Here is an 18,135-nt window from a genome sequence, read left to right on the forward strand (position 1 = left end):
TGATCTCGGTGGAGCGCCCGGCGAACTGCAAGGCCGCCTCCGCATCGCCCTGACCGCGTGCCGCCCAGCCACGCACGTCCAGGCGCATGCGCCGGCTCTGCGAATCCAGCCCGCACGCGGCGTCCCACACCTCCGAGACGGCCTTATCAGCCTTGCCGTGCCGTCCCAACCGCACCAGGGCCTGGCCGAGACCACCGCGCACCCGGACACGAAGGGCGGACTCGCTCGGCGGCACCAACGAGGTTGCCTGCTCCAGGAGCTCTACGGCACTCGTGGCGTCGTCGGCATACACAGCTCTCGGCCGGCTGATGAAGGGCCAGCGCCTCGCCGGTCCGGTCGCCGGCCGCTGCCATCAATCCCTGAGCGGACCGTAGCGCCACGGCCGCCCCGTCCAGTGCGCCGACGCGCATGAGCGTGACGCCCAGCAGATACTGATGCGAGGCGAGCATGCGCCGGATGCCCAGTCGTTCGGCAGCGGGCAAAGTGACTTCGAGTCCGCGACACTGTTCCGCCGCACCACCACGGCGCGCGTTGGCGTCCGGGTTCCGCCTGGTTGCGGCATCCGTTTGAATGTACGGGTGGCGGAGATCATGGACATGCAACTTGCTTTCGGCGAGGGGTCCTTGAGGCGTGCTGCCGGGCCGACGTCGTTCGAGCGCGGTCAGAACTACGCGGGTGCCGTGAGCGGTCTGTACATCGCGGACGACACGATCCGCGCCACCGTGTCGGGCGCGGAGACGTACTACGTCGAACTCGTCGCGGGGCCCAGGGCCGAGGTGACGGGAACCTGTTCCTGCCCGTACGGCACCGAAGGCAACTTCTGCAAGCACTGCGTCGCCGTCGGCCTCGCGGCCCTGCGGTTCACCGCCTCGGACGCGGACGCCGTACCGGGCCCGGCGGTGGAGGCGTGTTCGCCGAAAGGGCCCAGCGGTGACGCGGCGGCCTGGCTCACGACGCTGAGCCGGGGCGCCCTGCTCGGCCTCCTGGCCGAGGAGTCGGCCGCCGACCCCGCCCTGCGCAACCGCCTGCGCATACGGGCCGAGGCCGCCCGGGCCGACCACGCGAGGATCCGCGACCTGGTCAAAGGCCTGCTCGATCCCGGGGACTGGCAGTACGACCAGGAGAACGACGACTCCGCGAACGCCGTCGCCTACGGCGAGCGGGTGGTGGAGGCGGGCGTCGTCCTGAGCGCGCTGATCGCGGCGCAACGGGCAGCGGAAGCCGTCAACGGGATCCGGTGGGCGCTGTGGCGACTGAGCGATGTCTATGAGCGCGCGCTCGGGTTCTCATGTCTGTACGAGCCCATGAGAGGTCTTGAGCATCTGCACCTGCGCGCCTGCCGGGCAGCCGGCCCGGAGCAGGAGCCTGAGCCGACGGCGCGCTGGCTCGTCGGGCACCTGCTCGGCCCGTACGGGGAGGCGACCTCGGTCGAACCCGCCGACTACCGCGACATCCTCGGCACGGCCGGCCTGGCCCATGCCTTGGAGCTGGCCACCGAGGCATGGCGGCAAGACCCCGGCAAGAAGACGGGCGGCGTGATGGAACGCCTGCTGAAGGCGCGCGGTGACATCGACGGCCTCGTCGCGTTCCTGGGCGCTGCACCCGCCCCCGACGGCAGCAGCCACCTGCGGATCGCGCGGGAACTGGAAGCGGCCGGGCGTCTGGGGGAAGCCCTCGAATGGGCCGAACGGGGCTTGCCGGCCACTGGGCAGAACCCTCAGCTCGTCGAGTGGCTCTGCGGCCGCTACGCCGCGACCGGCCGCCACGAGAAGGCCCTCGCCCTGCGCCGCGACGCCTTCCGGTCCCACATCTCCCTCGCCGCGTTCCGCGCCCTGTGCACAGCGGCCCGCGCCTGCGGTTACGGCGAGGAGGAACGCAACTCCGCGATGGCGCTCCTGGGCGACGACGCCCGAGTCCCGGTCCGCGTACGCGTCGACATCCTGCTCGACGCGGGCCAGGCCGACGCGGCGTGGGAGGCCGCCGTCGGCCACCTCGACGATCGCGAACTGCTCCCCCTCGCGGACTGCATCAGGGAGCACCGGCCCTCCGACGCACTCGCCGTCTACCTCCGCCGACTCCAACCCCTCAAACAGTCGACCGGCGACCGCACCTACCAAGAAATCGCCCGCCTCCTCCGCAGCATCCGCGCCTGCCACGAGCTTCTCGGCACCCCCGACGCCTTCACGCACTTCCTCGTCGCATTCCGCAAGGAGCTCAAACGCAAGCCGAAATTGATGGAGATCCTCACGACGAACGGGTTGTGAGCCTCCCCCTGCGCGGGCCTGTGGACGTCGTCCCGCGGGCCCCCGCGGCCAGCTCTATGCGCCGTATACGCAGGTATGTCGTCGCAGCCCCTTGCAGTGCCCAATCGCAGGGGGCGATGCAGCCGGAGCGGCCAGTCCTGAGCGGCTGATCGGTGCCCTCTTTCGGGCGGCCTCCCCAACGGTGCGTTACGTCAGGGCGGGCGCGAACCCGCTGGGCAGGCCAGGGGTGAGCAGTCCCCGCAGACCGCCGGCGTTTGAGGCGAGTGCCTCCAGTTCAGGGGGTGGCCCGGTCTTCGGCACGCCAGGTCGGCAGTTCCTTGTCCAGCCGTTCCTCGGCGGTCCTTCGCCATGATCCGAAGGATCGCTGTCGGCGACGCTGACGTCTTCGCGGACGGCTTGTCCCTGGACATCCAAGAGCCAGGGCCTAGCCGCAGGCGTTGAAGATCGCCAGTGAGCAAGCCTGGGAGGTGGGCGGTCCCACACCCACCGGACACGCCCTAGCCAGCCGCCGTCAAGCGGTGGGGAATGTCGATGGTCGTGAAACTCCAGCCGACCCGGCTCGGTCCGCTCCAGTTGATGCCGATCACGAGCCCATCCCGTGCGGCGTCGGGCAGAACGCGCTCGCACCAGGTGTCCAAGGGCATGGATTCAACGCGTAGCCCGTTCCCCCAGACCATCGCTGCTCGTCGAGCGCGGGCCGAGGTCGACCAGAACGGAAGACTTCGCGCACCGTCCGCCGCGAGGTGAGTCGGACTTCCGTCGTCGTCCTGGACAAGCCGGACCACTCGGTTCCGGCGAACATCTCGGAAGAACGCTGCCGCTTGCGAACCGCTCTGACTCATGGGCACCGAGCCTACCGGCCCCCGCCGCTCATCCGCCCCCCTGGAAGCCTGGGAGCCAAGCCCGCGCCGCGGTCACCGCGTGCCGGCGGTCTCGTGCGCCGTCCCCGTGCTGCCGCGTTCGATGAGGTCGGGCAGGGCCACCCGCACGGTGCGCGGCGGGCCGCCGTCGAGCAGGGTGGTGAGCTCCCGTGCCGCGAGCCGGCCGAAGGCGACCGGGTCGCGGGAGAGCGCGGTGAGCCATGGGGCGGTCAGCCGGCACAGCGCGGAGTCCTCCCACGACACCACCGACACATCGCCCGGGACCCGGACCCCCAGCCCGGTCGCCACGGCCACCCCGGCCGCCGCCATCACATCGTTGTCGTAGATCAGCGCGGTCGGCGGACCGGCCCGCTCCAGGACCCGGCGGGTGGCGGCGGCGCCCTCGGTGTCGGAGTAGTCGGTGGTCACCGAGTGCGCCCCGGTCAGGCCGCGCCGGTCGGCCTCCAGGCGCAGCGAGCGGATACGGCGGTCGGTGTGCGCGAGTGAGGGCAGGCCGGCGATGTGCACGATGCGCCGGTGCCCCAGCTCGTACAGACGGCCCACGATCGCCGCCATCGCGCCCGCGTCGTCGGCCCGGACCTGGGAGAGGCCGGGGTGGGGGCCGGTGTCGGTGCCGGGGAGGGCACCGATGATGACGCCGGGGAGGCCCAACTCGTCAAGGAGGGAGACGCGGGGGTCGTCCGTGCGCGGGTCCACGACGAGCACGCCGTCGACCCGGTGTTCGGCCCACCAGCGCCGGTAGACCCCGCACTCGTCCGCCACGTCGTCCACCACCTGGAAGAGCAGGCCCAGATGACGCTCGGACAGCACCTCCTGGATGCCGGAGATCAGCTGGAGGAAGAAGGAGTCCACACCGAGGTTGGCCGCCGGGCGCGCCACGACGAGGCCGACGGTGGCCGAGCCCTCGCCGGACAAGGCGCGGGCGGCGGCGCTCGGGCGCCAGCCCAGCTGTTCGGCGACGCGCCGCACCCGGGCGCGGGTGACCTCGGAAACACCCGGACGGTCGTTGAGCGCGAAGGAGACGGCGCTCTCCGAGACACCGGCCCGCTGGGCGATGTCCTTCATGGTCGGCCGCTTCGGAGCCACCCGTGCCTCACTTCCTGCCTCGCCCGGGGGTACTGACGGGCAGTCGGGCCCGGTCGCCCCGGGGCATCGTAGAGCTTTCCCGGCCGTTTGGTCGAGAGGGGACGCCGAACTGACTAATGCGCTTGAGCTGCATCAAGCTAAAGCGCATTAGCAAGCAGGTGTCAATATCACCTTGCAGGTCGTTGACCTGCACTGATGCGACGATGGGAGATTACGTTCCGGTGAATGTATTGACTTTGAGCACAGGCTCATTGCAGGGTCTGTCGGGCGAACGCGGCCCGCCGGGTCAGGGACCCCGGGGGCCACCGTCCGCGCGCCTGGTCCGAGCAAAGGAGCCGTTCACCGTGCACATCTCCCGCAGAGCAGTCGCCGCTGCCGCCGTCCTCGCCACCGTCCTGCCGCTGAGCGCGTGCGGCGGGGGATCCGGCTCGGACTCGTCCGATGCCTCGGGCAAGGTCGAAGGGAAGATCACCTTCCAGACCTGGAACCTCCAGGCGAACTTCAAGGACTACTTCAACGGCGTCATCGCGGACTTCGAGAAGAAGTACCCCGGCACCGAGGTCAAGTGGGTCGACCGCCCCGGCGAGGGCTACGCGGACAAGATCAGCGCGGACGCGGCCGGCGGCACCCTGCCCGACGTCGTCAACGTCTCACCCGACCTGGTGGCTCCGCTGGCCAAGGCCGGCCTCGCCCTCGACCTCGACAAGGCCGCGCCGAAGTACCGCAAGGAGTACCTGGACGGCGCCTGGAAGAGCCACCAGATACCCGGCACGGAGGGCACGTACGCCTTCCCCTGGTACCTCAACACGGGTCCGATGTTCTACAACAAGCGGCTGTTCAAGGACGCCGGACTCGACCCGCAGAAGCCTCCGACCACCTACGACGAGGTCTTCGCGGACGGCCTGAAGCTGGCGGAGAAGAGTCACGGCAAGGTCGCCACGCTCGCCAACGTCCCCACTATCGAGGACTTCGGCCGGTACGGCGGACAGCTGATGAACAAGGAGGGCACGGGCTTCGCGTTCAACGACGCGAAGGGCGTTGAACTCCTCACGCACTACAAGGAGTTGTACGACGCGAAGGCGCTCGACTCCCAGGCGCTGACGGCGACCCCCGAGTCGTCGGGCCACAAGTTCCTCACCGAGTCCGTGGCGATGAACCCGGGCAGCGCGCTGGACCTGGCCAACTTCAAGAAGCAGGCCCCGAGCCTCTACAAGAACATCGGGATCACCGACCAGGTCAGCAGCACCGGCAAGGCCAACATGTATGTCATGGGCGTCATGGTGAACGCGCAGAGCAAGCGCAAGCCCGCCGCCGTGGCCTTCGCCCACTTCGTGACCGACGCGACCCGCCAGATGGAGTTCGCCAAGCAGGTCGCCATCTTCCCGAGCACCGCCGGCTCGCTCGACGACCCGTACTTCACCAAGGAGGACGGGACGGACGAGACCCGTGTCCGGGTCGCTGCCGCGAAGTCCCTGAAGACGGCCGTCAACTACACCCCGGTGCTGTTCAGCGAGCAGATGAAGACCGAGCTGCGCAACCAGATCGCCAAGGCGCTGCAAGGGAAGCAGAGCCCCAAGGAAGCTCTTGACAACGCTGTCAAGGCGTGTGACCGGCTGTTGCAGCAGAGCTGAGCCCTCCCGTGAAATCCCCCTCCCCCACCGCTGCGGCGGGCCGGCCCACCAACCGGATCCGCCGCCATCTGCCCCTCAGCCCCTGGCTGTTCGCCGCACCCGGCCTGATCGTGGTCGGCGCCTTCAGCCTCTACCCGTTCTTCAGCACGCTGGTGAACTCCTTCACCGACCGGCGGACGCTGGTCCCCGGCTCGTTCGTCGGCCTGGCGAACTTCCGGGAACTGCTGCACGACGAGATGTTCTGGACCGGCCTGCGCAACAGCGTGCTGTACGTCGTCGGCGTCGTCCCCGCACTGGTCATCCTGCCGCTGCTGCTGGCGATGCTCGTCCAGCGGCACATACCCGGCATCACCTTCTTCCGGTCGGCCTTCTACACCCCGGTCGTCGCGTCCATCGTGGTCGTCGGCCTGATCTGGGTGTGGATGCTGGACGATCGCGGGCTGATCAACGCTGTCCTGGAGGCGGTCGGCATCGGCAAGGTCGGCTTCCTCAGCGACCAGTGGCTGCTGCTGGGCAGCGCGATGACGGTCACGGTCTGGAAGGGCCTCGGCTACTACATGATCATCTACCTGGCCGCCCTCGCGAACGTACCGAGGGAACTGCACGAGGCCGCGTCCGTGGACGGTGCCGGTGTCGTACGCCGCTTCTTCACGGTCACCGTGCCCGCCATCCGGTCCACGATGGTGCTCGTCGCGGCCCTCTCCTCGGTCTCCGCCTTCAAGGTGTTCTCCGAGGTCTACCTGATGGCCGGCCCGTCCGGCGGACCTGCGGGCGAGGACACCACTCTGGTGATGCTCGTCCAGCGGGTCGGCACCGGGCTGAGCGGGCGGGTCGGTTACGCCTCCGCCATCTCGGTCGTCATCTTCGTCGTCACCGTCGGCCTGATGCTGCTGGTGCTGCGCGCCGACCGCAAGGAGGACGCGTGAGCTTCCTGAAGACCACCGACGCCGAGGGCCGGCGCGTCCCCGTCTGGCAACTCGTGCTGCGGTACGTGCTGCTGCTGGCGGTCCTCGCGCTGACCGTCGGGCCGTTCCTGTGGCAGCTGTCGACCTCGCTGAAGGGCCCGAACGAGGACATCTTCAGCTCCCCGCCGAAGTTCTTCCCCAGCGATCCGACGCTGGACAACTACAGCCGGGTCGCCGACACGATCCCGGTCTGGGACTACGCGCTGAACTCCCTCAAGGTCGCCTCCGCCAACGTGGTCACCAACTGCGTCGGCTCGGCGCTCGCGGGGTACGCCCTGGCGAGGCTCCGCTACCGGGGGCGCAGGGCCGCGACGCTGGCGTTCATCCTCGCCATGCTCGTACCCGTGGAGGGCATCATCATCGCCCAGTTCACCACCATGCGTGACCTGGGGCTGAACAACACCCTGCTCGGCGTGCTGCTGCCGGGGTCGGTCGGCGCGATGAACGTCCTGCTGATGCGCAACGCGTTCCTGAACCTACCCGTGGAGATCGAGGAAGCGGCGTTCGTGGACGGGGCCAATGTCTGGCAGCGCTTCCTGCGGATCGCGCTGCCCTCCGTCAAGGGCACCCTCGCCGTCGTCGCGATCTTCGCCTTCATGGGCTCGTGGGACGACTTCCTGTGGCCGCTGATCGTCCTCAGCGACCCGGAGAACTTCACCCTGACCATCGGCCTGAACTACCTGCACGGCACCTTCGCCAACGACGAACGGCTCGTCGCGGCGGGCACGATCATCGCCGTGCTGCCGCTCATCATCCTCTTCGCGGGGCTGCAGCGCTTCTTCTTCCGGGGCGTCGGCGAAGGCGCCGTCAAGGGCTGACCCCGGCCGCCCCCCCGCACCACTAGAACCAGGACCCCTGTTCCGTATGAGCACCTCCACCCCCTTGCGATTCGGCGCCAACTACACGCCCAGCCAAGGCTGGTTCCACCACTGGCTGGACTTCGACCTCGACGCGGTACGCGCCGACCTCGACTCGATCGCCGGCCTCGGCCTCGACCACATCCGGGTCTTCCCGCTCTGGCCGCTCTTCCAGCCCAACCGCACCCTGATCCGCCCGCGCGCCGTCGAGCAGCTCGTCCAGCTCGCCGACGCCGCCGCCGAACGCGGCCTCGACGTCAACGTCGACGGGCTCCAGGGCCACCTGTCGAGCTTCGACTTCCTGCCCGCCTGGACCGGTACGTGGCACCGGCGCAACCTCTTCACCGACCCGGACGTCCTCTCCGGACAGGCCGAGTACCTGCGCACCCTGGCCGCCGCCCTCGCCGACCGGCCGCATTTCATCGGGATGACCCTGGGCAACGAGATCAACCAGTTCTCCGGCGACCCGCACCCCGACCCCGACCGCATCACGCCCGAGCAGGCGGACGCCTGGCTGACACGGATGCTGGCGGCCTGCGAGGAGGGGGCGCCGGGCAAGCTCCACCTGCACGCCGAGTACGACGCCGCCTGGTACCAGGACGACCACGCCTTCACCCCGGCGCAGGCCGCACGCAAGGGCGCCGTCACCGCCGTGCACTCCTGGGTCTTCAACGGCACCGCCCAGCGCCATGGCCGTACCGGCACCGCCACCGAGCACCACGCCGCCTACCTCATCGAGCTCTCCAAGGCGTGGGCGCTCGACCCGCACCGGCCGGTCTGGCTCCAGGAGGTCGGAGCACCCGCTCCGCTGATCCCCGCCGAGCATGCCGCCGCGTTCACCGAGGCGACCGTGGCCAACGCCCTGGACTGCGAGGATGTATGGGGCGTCACCTGGTGGTGCTCCCACGACGTGTCCCGCTCGCTGGCCGACTTCCCGGAGCTGGAGTACAGCCTCGGGCTGCTGACCAACGACCGCCGGGTCAAGCCGGCCGGCCGGACCATCGCCCGCATCGTCCAGGAGCAGCGCGACCGCGCCCACCGGCCCGCGCCCCGGACCACGGCACTCGTCGTCGACACCGGGGACGACGAGGCCGCGCCCCGCCGCTCCGTCTGCGCCCCCGGCGGCGCGGTCTTCGAAGCCTTCGCCCGGCTCACCGCCGACGGCGTCCGCCCCACCACCGTCCTCGCGAGCAGGGCGTCCGATCAGGACCACCTGGCCGCCCGGGGCATCACGAAGGTCGTCACGCCCGAAGAGGTCCGCTGACCTCGCGTCACCCTGCACCGCACCGGAATCGAACCCGCACGATACGGAGCACACCATGACCCAGTCCCCGCGGCGCCCGTCCGCACCCAGCCGCCGCACCGTGGTTCTCGCCGGAGCCGGATCCGCGGCCGCTCTGCTCACCCCCGGTCCGGCCGCGACCGCCCAGGCCGCCGCACCTGCCGCGGTTCAGCCCTGCGCCTCGTACTGGTTCCCCGACTCGCTGCCCGCCGGCACGCCCGGTGACGGCATCATCTGGCGCAGCCTGAAGGCGTGGCGCCCCGAGGCCGACCAGGACCTGCCGTTCAACACCGCGTCCGTGCCGCTCGCCGACCGCTACACCCCGGTCCCGGCCAACACGACGGCCCGGACCGACCAGGCGCGGATCACCTCCTTGGTGGCGTTCGGGGACACCGCGGGCAATCCGTCCCAGGGCTCGGCCACCGCCGACTACTACGCCCTGAACCACTGGGCGTACATCGACGAGCTGGTCTTCTGGGGCGGCTCGGCCGGCGAGGGGCTGATCCTCGCGCCGAACGCCCCGGTCGTCGACGCCGCCCACCGCCACGGGGTGCCCGTCCTCGGGACCGTGTTCCTGCCGCCCGTGCACCACGGCGGCGACCTCCGGTGGACCCGCGACCTCGTGCAGCGCGACGCGGCCGGGCGCTTCCCGCTCGCCGCGAAGCTCGTGGAGGCGGCCGTGGCGCACGGCTTCGACGGCTGGTTCCTCAATGCCGAGACCGAGGGCGGGGACGCCGCGCTCGGCGCCGAGATGCTCGCCTTCGTCACCGAGCTTCGGGCGCGCAGCGACGCGGCGGGGCTGCGCATCACCTGGTACGACGCGATGACGGTGCGGGGCGAGGTCGGCTGGCAGGGCGCGCTCAACGCCGAGAACACCGCGCTGTTCCGGGAGGCGGACTCGATGTTCGTGGACTTCCGCTGGAAGCCCGCGTCGCTCGTCTCCTCCGCCGCGAACGCCGAGGCCGCCGGCCGCAGCCGGTACGCCCTGTGGGCGGGCGTCGATGTCGAATCGACCGGCTGGAACGCCTCCGTCGACTGGGACGCGATCATCCCGGCCGACCGGCCGCACACCGTCGGCTACGGCTTCTACCGGCCGGAGTGGACCCGCAGCCATCTTCCGGGGGACCGTACGCCCGCTCAGTTCCACGCCGCCGACCAGCGGTTCTGGACCGGGCGGTCCTTGGACCCGGCCCGGCCGGACCGTACGGACAGCTGGCGCGCCCCGGCGACGGCGGTGGCCGACCGCTCGACCGTGGACCGGCTGCCGTTCGCCACCACCTTCAACACCGGCCACGGACTGCGCTGGTACGAGAACGGCCGGGTCGCCTCGGACGCGGAGTGGAACCACCTCGGGGTGCAGGACCGGCTGCCGGGCCGCCGCTGGGTCGTCCGCACCGAAGGCCGGCGCCCGTCCGTGGGCTTCGACTTCGAGGACGCCTGGCGCGGGGGCAGCAGCCTCCTGGTCGCCGGGGAGCCGGGTGCCCCGGTCACCGTCGATCTCCATCGCACCCGGCTGCCGCTGTCCCGGCGCACGGTCGTGGAGCTGACTCACCGCACCGACGCGCAGTCGGGCCCGGTCGCCGTCGAGCTTGCCGTCGCCCTGCACGAGCCGGACCGGCCGGGCGACCCGGTGGCGTACACGTACATCCCGGCGGGCGAACTCCGGGCGGGAGGCAGCGGGTGGACCACCTCCACGCTGCGGCTGAACTCCCTCTCCGGTACGGTCCGCGCGCTCGGGGTGCGCCTCACGGCGGCCGGTCCGGTGCGCTGGCGGCTCGGCGCCATGGCCGTTCGGGACCGGGCCGAGACCCCCGCAGCGCCCTCGGGGCTCCGCGTCACCGGAGCGTCCCGGGGCACCGGCGGGACGGACCTGCGCCTGCGCTGGCACCGCTCCCCCGGCGCTCCGCGCCACTACGAGCTGCACCGCGTCCTGCCCGACGGCACCCGGCGCTTCCTGGGCGCAACCGCCTCCACCGCGTTCTTCGTGCCCGGTCTGCGCCGGGAACCGGGCGAGAAAGCCGCTCGTTTCCAGGTCAGGGCTGTTGGCGAGCTGTACACGACCTCCGGCAGCGCCTCCACCGCGCACCGCTGGTAACCCCCCACCCGATCCACCACTCACAACGGAGTCCCCCTCATGCACGACGACCGCAGCCTGGTCGAAGCCCGTCTCAAGCGCGTCCTCGACGAGCGCATCCGTCCCGCTGTATACCCGGAGTCCGTCCCGCTGGATGTCGCCGTGTGGAATGCGCCGGGTGAGCCCGTCCCCGTCGCCGAGGGCCTGGCCGGGCCCACCGAGCCGATCGCCGTCGGCGACCGGTGGGGCGCTCCGTGGGGCACGTCCTGGTTCAAGGTCTCCGGCACGGTGCCGGCGGCGTGGGCGGGCCGGACCGTGGAGGCGCTGCTCGACCTCGGCTTCGACGAGAACATGCCGGGCTTCCAGTGCGAGGGCCTGGTCTACCGCCCCGACGGCACCCCGGTGAAGGGCCTCAACCCGCGCAACCAGTGGGTGCGGGTGGGCGCCCCTGTGGCGGGCGGCGAGGAGGTGCTGCTGCACATCGAAGCGGCGTCCAACCCGGTGATCCTCGACTACCACCCCTTCCTTCCGACGCAGCTGGGTGACAAGGAGACCGCCGGAAGCGAGCCGCAGTACACGCTGGCCCGGATGGACCTCGCCGTCTTCGACGAGGACGTGTGGAACCTGGTCCAGGACCTGGAAGTGCTGGGCGAGCTGATGCAGGAGCTGCCCGTGGAGGGCGCCCGCCGGTGGGACGTCCTGCGCGCCATCGGCCGGGCGCTGGACGCGGTCGACCTCCAGGACGTGGGCGGGACGGCGGCCGCGGCCCGCGCGGAGCTGGCCGAGGTCCTCGCGACGCCCGCCGTGCCCTCCGCGCACCGCATCAGCGCGGTCGGGCACGCCCACATCGACTCCGCCTGGCTGTGGCCGCTGCGCGAGACGGTCCGCAAGGTGGCCCGTACGACGTCGAACATGACGGCCCTCCTGGAGGACGAGCCGGACTTCGTCTTCGCGATGTCGCAGGCCCAGCAGTTCGCCTGGATCAAAGAGCACCGCCCCGAGGTCTACGCGAAGGTCAAGGCCGCCGTCGCGGAGGGCCGGTTCGTGCCGTCCGGCGGCATGTGGGTCGAGTCCGACACGAACATGCCCGGCTCCGAGGCGATGGCCCGGCAGTTCGTGCACGGCAAGCGGTTCTTCCTCGACGAGTTCGGCATCGAGAACGACGAGGCGTGGCTGCCCGACACCTTCGGATTCGCGGCCGGGCTGCCCCAGATCATCAAGGCCGCGGGTTCCAAGTGGCTGCTCACACAGAAGATCTCGTGGAGCCAGACCAACAAGTTCCCGCACCACACCTTCAACTGGGAGGGCATCGACGGCACGCGGATCTTCACGCACTTCCCGCCCGTCGACACGTACAACTGCTCGATGAAGGGCAGCGAGATCGCCCACGCGGCGACGAACTTCAAGGACAAGGGCGCCGCGCAGCACTCGCTGGCGCCGACCGGTTGGGGTGACGGGGGCGGCGGCACCACCCGCGAGATGATCGCCAAGGCGGCCCGGCTGCGGAGCCTGGAGGGCTCGGCGACGGTGACGTGGGAGACCCCCGCGGACTTCTTCACCAAGGCCGAGGCCGAGTACGCCAACCCTCCGGTCTGGGTCGGCGAGCTCTACCTCGAACTGCACCGCGCGACGCTCACCAGCCAGGCGAAGACGAAGCAGGGCAACCGCCGCAGCGAGCACCTGCTCCGCGAGGCCGAACTGTGGGCCGCCACCGCCGCTGTGCGCACCGGCTTCGCGTACCCGTACGAGCAGCTGGACCGGATCTGGAAGACGGTGCTGCTGCACCAGTTCCACGACATCCTGCCCGGCTCCTCGATCGCCTGGGTGCACCGCGAGGCCGAGAAGACGTACGCGGCCGTCGCCGAGGAGCTGACCGGCATCATCGACGCCGCGCAGCGCGCGCTCGCCGGTGACCCGGCGGGCGGACGGGCCCTCGTGTTCAACGCCGCGCCGCACGCCCGCGGCGGCGTCCCCGCCGGAGCGGCGGCCACCGCCGCGACGGCCGAGACCACCCGGTCCGCCCCGCGCGAGGGCGGCGGCTACGTGCTCGACAACGGCCGGCTCCGGGTGGAGATCGACGGCCGGGGCCTCGTCGTCTCCGTGTACGACGTCGCCGCGGACCGCGAGACCGTCGCTCCGGGCGCGGCCGCGAACCTGCTCCAGATCCACCCCGACTTCCCGAACATGTGGGACGCGTGGGATGTCGACGCGTTCTACCGCAACACGGTCACGGACCTGACCGCCCTCGACGAACTGACCCCGGTGACGGACGGCGTGCGGATCGTCCGCAGCTTCGGCGACTCGAAGGTGACCCAGCTGCTCACCCTGGAGCCGGGCGCCAAGCGGCTCGACATCGACACCGAGGTCGACTGGCACGAGACGGAGAAGTTCCTGAAGGCCGCGTTCCCGCTGGACGTGCATGCCGAGCGGTACGCCTCCGAGACCCAGTTCGGGCACTTCTACCGGCCGACGCACACGAACACCAGCTGGGAGGCGGCCAAGTTCGAGGCGTGCAACCACCGCTTCGTCCACCTGGAGGAGCCGGGCTGGGGCGTCGCCCTCGTCAACGACTCGACGTACGGCCACGACGTCACGCGCACCGTCCGGGACACGGACGCGGGGACGACCACCACGGTGCGGGTCTCGCTGCTGCGCGCGCCGCGCTTCCCCGACCCGGAGACCGACCAGGGCGTGCACCGCTTCCGGCACGCGCTGGTGCCCGGAGCGGCGATCGGTGACGCCGTCCGCGAGGGGTTCCGCGTGAACCTGCCGGAGCGCCGGGTCAGCGGTGAGCGCGAGGTGGCACCGCTGGTGGAGGTCGACAACGACGCCGTCGTGGTCAGCGCGGTCAAGCTGGCGGACGACGGGAGCGGCGACGTCGTCGTGCGGCTCTACGAGTCGACGGGCGGCCGTGCGAAGGTGAGCCTGGCCACCGGCTTCCGGGCCACGGGCGTCGTGGCGACCGATCTGCTGGAGCGGCCGCTGACCGATGCCCCGGTGCCCGAGAGCGATGGCGAGGGTGTGCGGTTGTCGCTGCGCCCGTTCGAGCTGGTGACGCTGCGCTTGACGCGCGGCTGACGCCGGGATGCGTGGGCTGCCGCCCCCGGTGCCGCGGGCATCGGGGGCGGCAGTGTGTCGACGGGCCACGGGGTACGAGCCCTGCCATTCGGGAGGACGGCGCCGCTTGGTGCCCGACCGGGCGGTTGCGGGTGCGGGCCGCGCGGTGCGGTGGCCGGCACCGGGCGGGGCAGCGCGCCGGGTCCGGCATGCGCGGGAGGGCGTCCCGAGCCTGCCGTATCCGTCAGCCGGCAGGCCGCCATCACCACCGAGGTTGGCGACCATACGGCGCAGAACGTTGAGGGTGGTCGCGAAGTCGGCGGCGTCGACGCCTTCGTGCACCTGCTGATGGACGCGAAGGCTGTGCTCCCTCGCCCGGAGACCCCCTCCTCCCCCGCCTTGGCCCACGTGCTGAGTCCTGCGTTCTCCGTCAGCCGGCCACGGTCGACGAGGTCCTCGACGACACCGTCGAAGTCGGTCCCAAGGTCGTCCCACTTCGTCAGCCGCTCGGGCAACGACGCACGGTTCCACCTGCCCGGCTCCCCGGCCACGTGGTTGAGCGTCCACCAGTGCGGCTGGGTGAGGTTTTCCACCGCCGACTGCTCGCGCAGGGCGTCAGGCTCATGTGCCACTCCTCGTGATCAACGGAACACGGCCGACGTAGAAGCTCAAGTACAGGTGCGGTCCGGGCTCGGGCGCCCGCCGGTTGCGCCCGGCGAGGACCCTTGTCAATATCCAGAATCCTGTTTACTGTTCCCTATGTGAACGCCTTTGATGAGCGCTTCCTTACGCGCAACGGACTGGCCGCCCGCCAGCTCGCGGTCCTCCTGCTCAACCATGAGCCGGACACGCGACTGCCCCGGGTGCGGGACTACGCGGAGGAGCTGGGCTGCGGAAACGGCACGGTCCAGGCGGCCCTGCAGCTACTGGAGGAGTCCGGCGCCATCAGGACGACCGCCCGGGGGCACCTCGGCACCTTCCTCGCCCACTCGGACCGCTCCATACTCTGGCGGCTCTCCGGGCTCGGGACGCTGCTGGCCGCGATGCCCCTCCCGTACTCCCGCCGGTACGAGGGCCTGGCCACCGGACTGCGCGGCGCCTTCGAGAAGGCGGGCGCACCCTTCGCGATCACGTTCATGCGAGGCGCCGGGGCCCGTACCGCCGCCCTGCTCGAAGGCAAGGTCGACCTCGTCGTCCTGTCCCGCTTCGCCGCCGACGAGCTGATCGCCGAGCATCCGGTGGAGCTGGTTGCGGACCTGGGGCCGGCCACCTACGTCGGGGCGCACGGCATGCTGCTGCGCCACGGCGTGGACCTGGACACCCCGGGGCTGCGGGTCGCGGTCGACCACGCGTCGGAGGATCTGCGCATGCTGGTCGACCTGGTCTTCGCCGGGCGCCCGGACGTCCAGCGCCTGGAGGCTTCGTACATGCAGTTGCCCGACCTCTTCGCCCGCGAAGAGGTCGACGCCACCGTCTGGAACCTGGACGAGGTGCAGGACCGGCTCGGATTCGGTGTCGACGTGCTTCCGCTGGGGGACGAGGTCACCCGCGAGCTGTCGCTGCGCAACTCGAGCGCGGCCGTCATCGGGCGGACCGAGGGGGCCAAGGCCCTGGCCGCCGTCCGGGACTCCCTCGACCTCTCACTGATCACCTCGCTCCAGCGCGAGGTGCTTGAGGGCACGCGCCTGCCCTCGTACTGAGCCCCGGCCGACGCGACGGCCGGAACAGGTCGAAGGTCCTGTCACGACGGGACCTTCGGCCTCGGCAAAATACAAAATCCTGGTTACTGTCGACTTTAGGAGGACCGTCATGGACGACCAGCTGGCCCTGCGGATTCAGCTCTTCCGCGAAGGCGGACAGGTCAAGCCCGAGGTGGCCGATTTCGTCACGGCCGAGCTGGCCGCCCTGGAGGCTGAGGGCGACACCGTGACCGAGGCGACCGCGGGCATGCTCACCAGCCACCTGATGATGGCGCTCACCCGGCTCCTGAACGGCGAGGCCATCGAGCAGTTCCTCACCGACGACCAGGTCGCCGCCGAACTGGCCGGACACCCCGAGGCCGTCAGCCGCGCCCGTGCCGTCGCCGAACGCGCCCGGCGCGAACTCGGGACCGCCCTCCCGGAGTCCGAGGTGAACTTCCTCGGCATGCACCTCGCGGTACTGGCGCAGCAGACACCCGCCGCCCCCTCCTCCTGAACCACCCCGTCCCCGGACCGGCTCGGCCGGTCCGAACCATTTGGAAAGAAGCAGGACATGACGAAGATCCTCGCCGGCGGCGTCGGCAAGACCGAGGTCACCCAGACCATCAAGCAGCTCGGCATCGAGGGCCTGGAGGTCACCGCCTCCAGCGACATGGACGCCGCGATGAAGCTGCGCGTCGGCCAGGCCGGCTATTACCTGGGCACCTGCCACACGGGCGCCGGTGCCTCGCTCGGCGTCCTCGTCGGCCTGATGGGCAGCGCCGTCTGCCACACCTTCGGCCGCAGCGTCCCCACCGAGGAGCAGATCACCGCCTTGCTGGACGAGGGCAAGAAGGTCTTCGGCTTCTCGATGGACCAGATCGACACCATCGCCCCCCTCATGGCGCGCGCCATCGCCGCCCGCGGCTGACTCCAGCCACCGCTCTGATCATCCCGGGCACGAAGGAGTGACCCCGTGAGTACGACACTCGCAGCCGGTACGAGCCTCGACTTCTCGCTGGCCCAACAACTGACCGTCATAGCCCTCTGTGCGCTGACCGCGTACATCTCCCACATGGCTCTGGCCGTCTTCAACGACGGCGTACGGCCGTTTCTCCTGGACTTCATCCAGGGGCGCACCACGCGCAGCGCGACGACGGCGGTCTCGTTCGGCCTCTCGGCCGGGTTCATCTTCGGGCTCGGCGCCCCGATGGCTCTGTCCACCGGTGTGCTGAACCCGTGGCTCCTCTTTCTGCCCACCGACATCCTCGGCATGCTGTCGCCGAAGAAGTGGCTCGCGCCGATCCTCGGCGGCGCCTGGGGCGCGGTCGTCGTTTTCGGACTCAACGGCGCCAACAACGTGGCCCATGACCTGCCGGTCGACTTCATCACCGCCATGCAGCAGATGTCGACCCCGATCCTCTTCCTCTTCACGCTGTTCCCGGTGCTGGCCATCACCAAGCAGTTCGGGCGCAAGTGGGGCGGCATCGCGGGGCTGCTGGAGTTCGCCCTGGTCGTCATGACTATGAAGCTGTGGCCCAACATGTTCGCCGGCGCGCTGGCGATGGCTGTCGGTGTGCTGATGCTCATCGGTCTCGCCGTCGCCAAGGACCTCGCTCAGCGCAAGGCGGACAGGGCCGCGGGCGTGAGCGAACCCGTCATCGAGGGTGACGACCCCATGGCCTCCCTCTTCAGCGCCAGTGCGGCCCGCCTGCGCACGTACCTGCCGCTGTTCATGGTGCTGGGCGCCGGAGTCTGTGTGCTCGCCCAGATGCACATATTCGGCGGCGGCGAGGCGACCAGCTTCCTGATCGCGAAGGGGCAGTACTCCGAGGCGGCGCAGGTCGACTTCTACCGCGTCTTCGGTTTCATCCCGCTGATCGCGACCACCGCGCTGGCCTCCGGTGCGTACGGCATCGCGGGCTTCACGCTCGTGTACCCCATCGGGTATTTGATGCCGAACCCGTTCCTCGCCGCGATCGTCGGCGCCCTGGTCTTCGCGGCCGAGGTGCTGGCCCTGTCCTACATCGGCAAGCTCCTGGGGCGGCTGCCCAGCGTCCGCGACTCCTCCGAGCACCTGCGCAGTGCGATCAGCGAGACGCTCCAGCTGGCGATCCTCTTCGGCTCGCTGATGGCGGCCAACGCCATGGGCGGCGGCCTGGGCATCCTCGTCGTCGGCGGGCTCTACCTGCTGAACGAGGCGATGGGCCGGCCGGTCGTCCGGATGGCCGCGGCACCGGCCGCGGTGATCGTCGGCGGCATCCTCCTCAACCTCCTGTACTGGATGGACCTGTTCACACCGATCAAGGGATAGCTCCGCTCCCCGGATCACGCAGGCCACCCAGGAAGGACCCCCCAC

Annotated in this window: 13 protein-coding genes; 11 read left to right on the forward strand and 2 right to left on the reverse strand. The window is 70.6% G+C overall.

Translation table 11 applies throughout. From position 1 onward, the window contains the following. Window positions 1-680: 680 nt before the first annotated feature. The gene (locus ABZ565_RS04345; RefSeq protein WP_361020293.1) at window positions 681-2,264 is read left to right on the forward strand and encodes an SWIM zinc finger family protein; all 1,584 of its coding nucleotides are present in this window, start codon (window positions 681-683) and stop codon (window positions 2,262-2,264) included. Window positions 2,265-2,761: 497 nt separating this feature from the next. On the opposite strand, the gene ABZ565_RS04350 is transcribed toward ABZ565_RS04345, so the two are convergent. Next, entirely contained in the window at window positions 2,762-3,106 is a 345-nt protein-coding gene (locus ABZ565_RS04350; RefSeq protein WP_361020295.1) for a DUF2750 domain-containing protein, read from the reverse strand. Between the two features lie 72 nt (window positions 3,107-3,178). Next, entirely contained in the window at window positions 3,179-4,210 is a 1,032-nt protein-coding gene (locus ABZ565_RS04355) for a LacI family DNA-binding transcriptional regulator (protein ID WP_361020297.1), read from the reverse strand. A gap of 365 nt (window positions 4,211-4,575) precedes the next feature. Between ABZ565_RS04355 and ABZ565_RS04360 the strand changes: the two genes are divergently transcribed. From ABZ565_RS04360 to ABZ565_RS04405, 10 genes are all read left to right on the forward strand, one after another. Continuing rightward, window positions 4,576-5,862: a sugar ABC transporter substrate-binding protein gene (locus ABZ565_RS04360; protein WP_361020299.1), complete on the forward strand. Its 1,287-nt coding sequence runs from the start codon at window positions 4,576-4,578 to the stop codon at window positions 5,860-5,862. 8 nt (window positions 5,863-5,870) lie between these two features. Then, entirely contained in the window at window positions 5,871-6,788 is a 918-nt protein-coding gene (locus tag ABZ565_RS04365) for a sugar ABC transporter permease (RefSeq protein ID WP_361020301.1), read from the forward strand. Beyond that, window positions 6,785-7,645, forward strand: a complete 861-nt coding sequence (locus ABZ565_RS04370) for a carbohydrate ABC transporter permease (protein WP_018524349.1) — start codon at window positions 6,785-6,787, stop codon at window positions 7,643-7,645. Before ABZ565_RS04365 ends, ABZ565_RS04370 begins: the two co-directional genes overlap by 4 nt. A gap of 46 nt (window positions 7,646-7,691) precedes the next feature. Then, window positions 7,692-8,948: a glycosyl hydrolase gene (locus ABZ565_RS04375; RefSeq protein WP_361020303.1), complete on the forward strand. Its 1,257-nt coding sequence runs from the start codon at window positions 7,692-7,694 to the stop codon at window positions 8,946-8,948. Between the two features lie 55 nt (window positions 8,949-9,003). After that, window positions 9,004-11,061, forward strand: a complete 2,058-nt coding sequence (locus ABZ565_RS04380; RefSeq protein ID WP_361020305.1) for an endo-beta-N-acetylglucosaminidase — start codon at window positions 9,004-9,006, stop codon at window positions 11,059-11,061. Window positions 11,062-11,100: 39 nt separating this feature from the next. Then, window positions 11,101-14,118 (forward strand): glycoside hydrolase family 38 C-terminal domain-containing protein, encoded by a 3,018-nt coding sequence (locus ABZ565_RS04385; protein WP_361020307.1) that lies wholly within the window; start codon window positions 11,101-11,103, stop codon window positions 14,116-14,118. A gap of 740 nt (window positions 14,119-14,858) precedes the next feature. Beyond that, the gene (gene yhfZ / locus ABZ565_RS04390) at window positions 14,859-15,797 is read left to right on the forward strand and encodes a GntR family transcriptional regulator YhfZ (protein ID WP_361020309.1); all 939 of its coding nucleotides are present in this window, start codon (window positions 14,859-14,861) and stop codon (window positions 15,795-15,797) included. A 109-nt stretch (window positions 15,798-15,906) separates the two neighbouring features. After that, window positions 15,907-16,293, forward strand: a complete 387-nt coding sequence (locus ABZ565_RS04395; RefSeq protein ID WP_361020311.1) for a PRD domain-containing protein — start codon at window positions 15,907-15,909, stop codon at window positions 16,291-16,293. A 57-nt stretch (window positions 16,294-16,350) separates the two neighbouring features. After that, window positions 16,351-16,707, forward strand: a complete 357-nt coding sequence (locus ABZ565_RS04400; protein WP_361020313.1) for a DUF2620 domain-containing protein — start codon at window positions 16,351-16,353, stop codon at window positions 16,705-16,707. A 45-nt stretch (window positions 16,708-16,752) separates the two neighbouring features. Next, window positions 16,753-18,090, forward strand: a complete 1,338-nt coding sequence (locus ABZ565_RS04405) for a YhfT family protein (protein WP_361020315.1) — start codon at window positions 16,753-16,755, stop codon at window positions 18,088-18,090. Window positions 18,091-18,135 lie beyond the last annotated feature (45 nt).

Origin of the sequence: Streptomyces sp. NPDC016469 (assembly GCF_040632905.1) — a bacterium.
Lineage (GTDB): Bacteria > Actinomycetota > Actinomycetes > Streptomycetales > Streptomycetaceae > Streptomyces.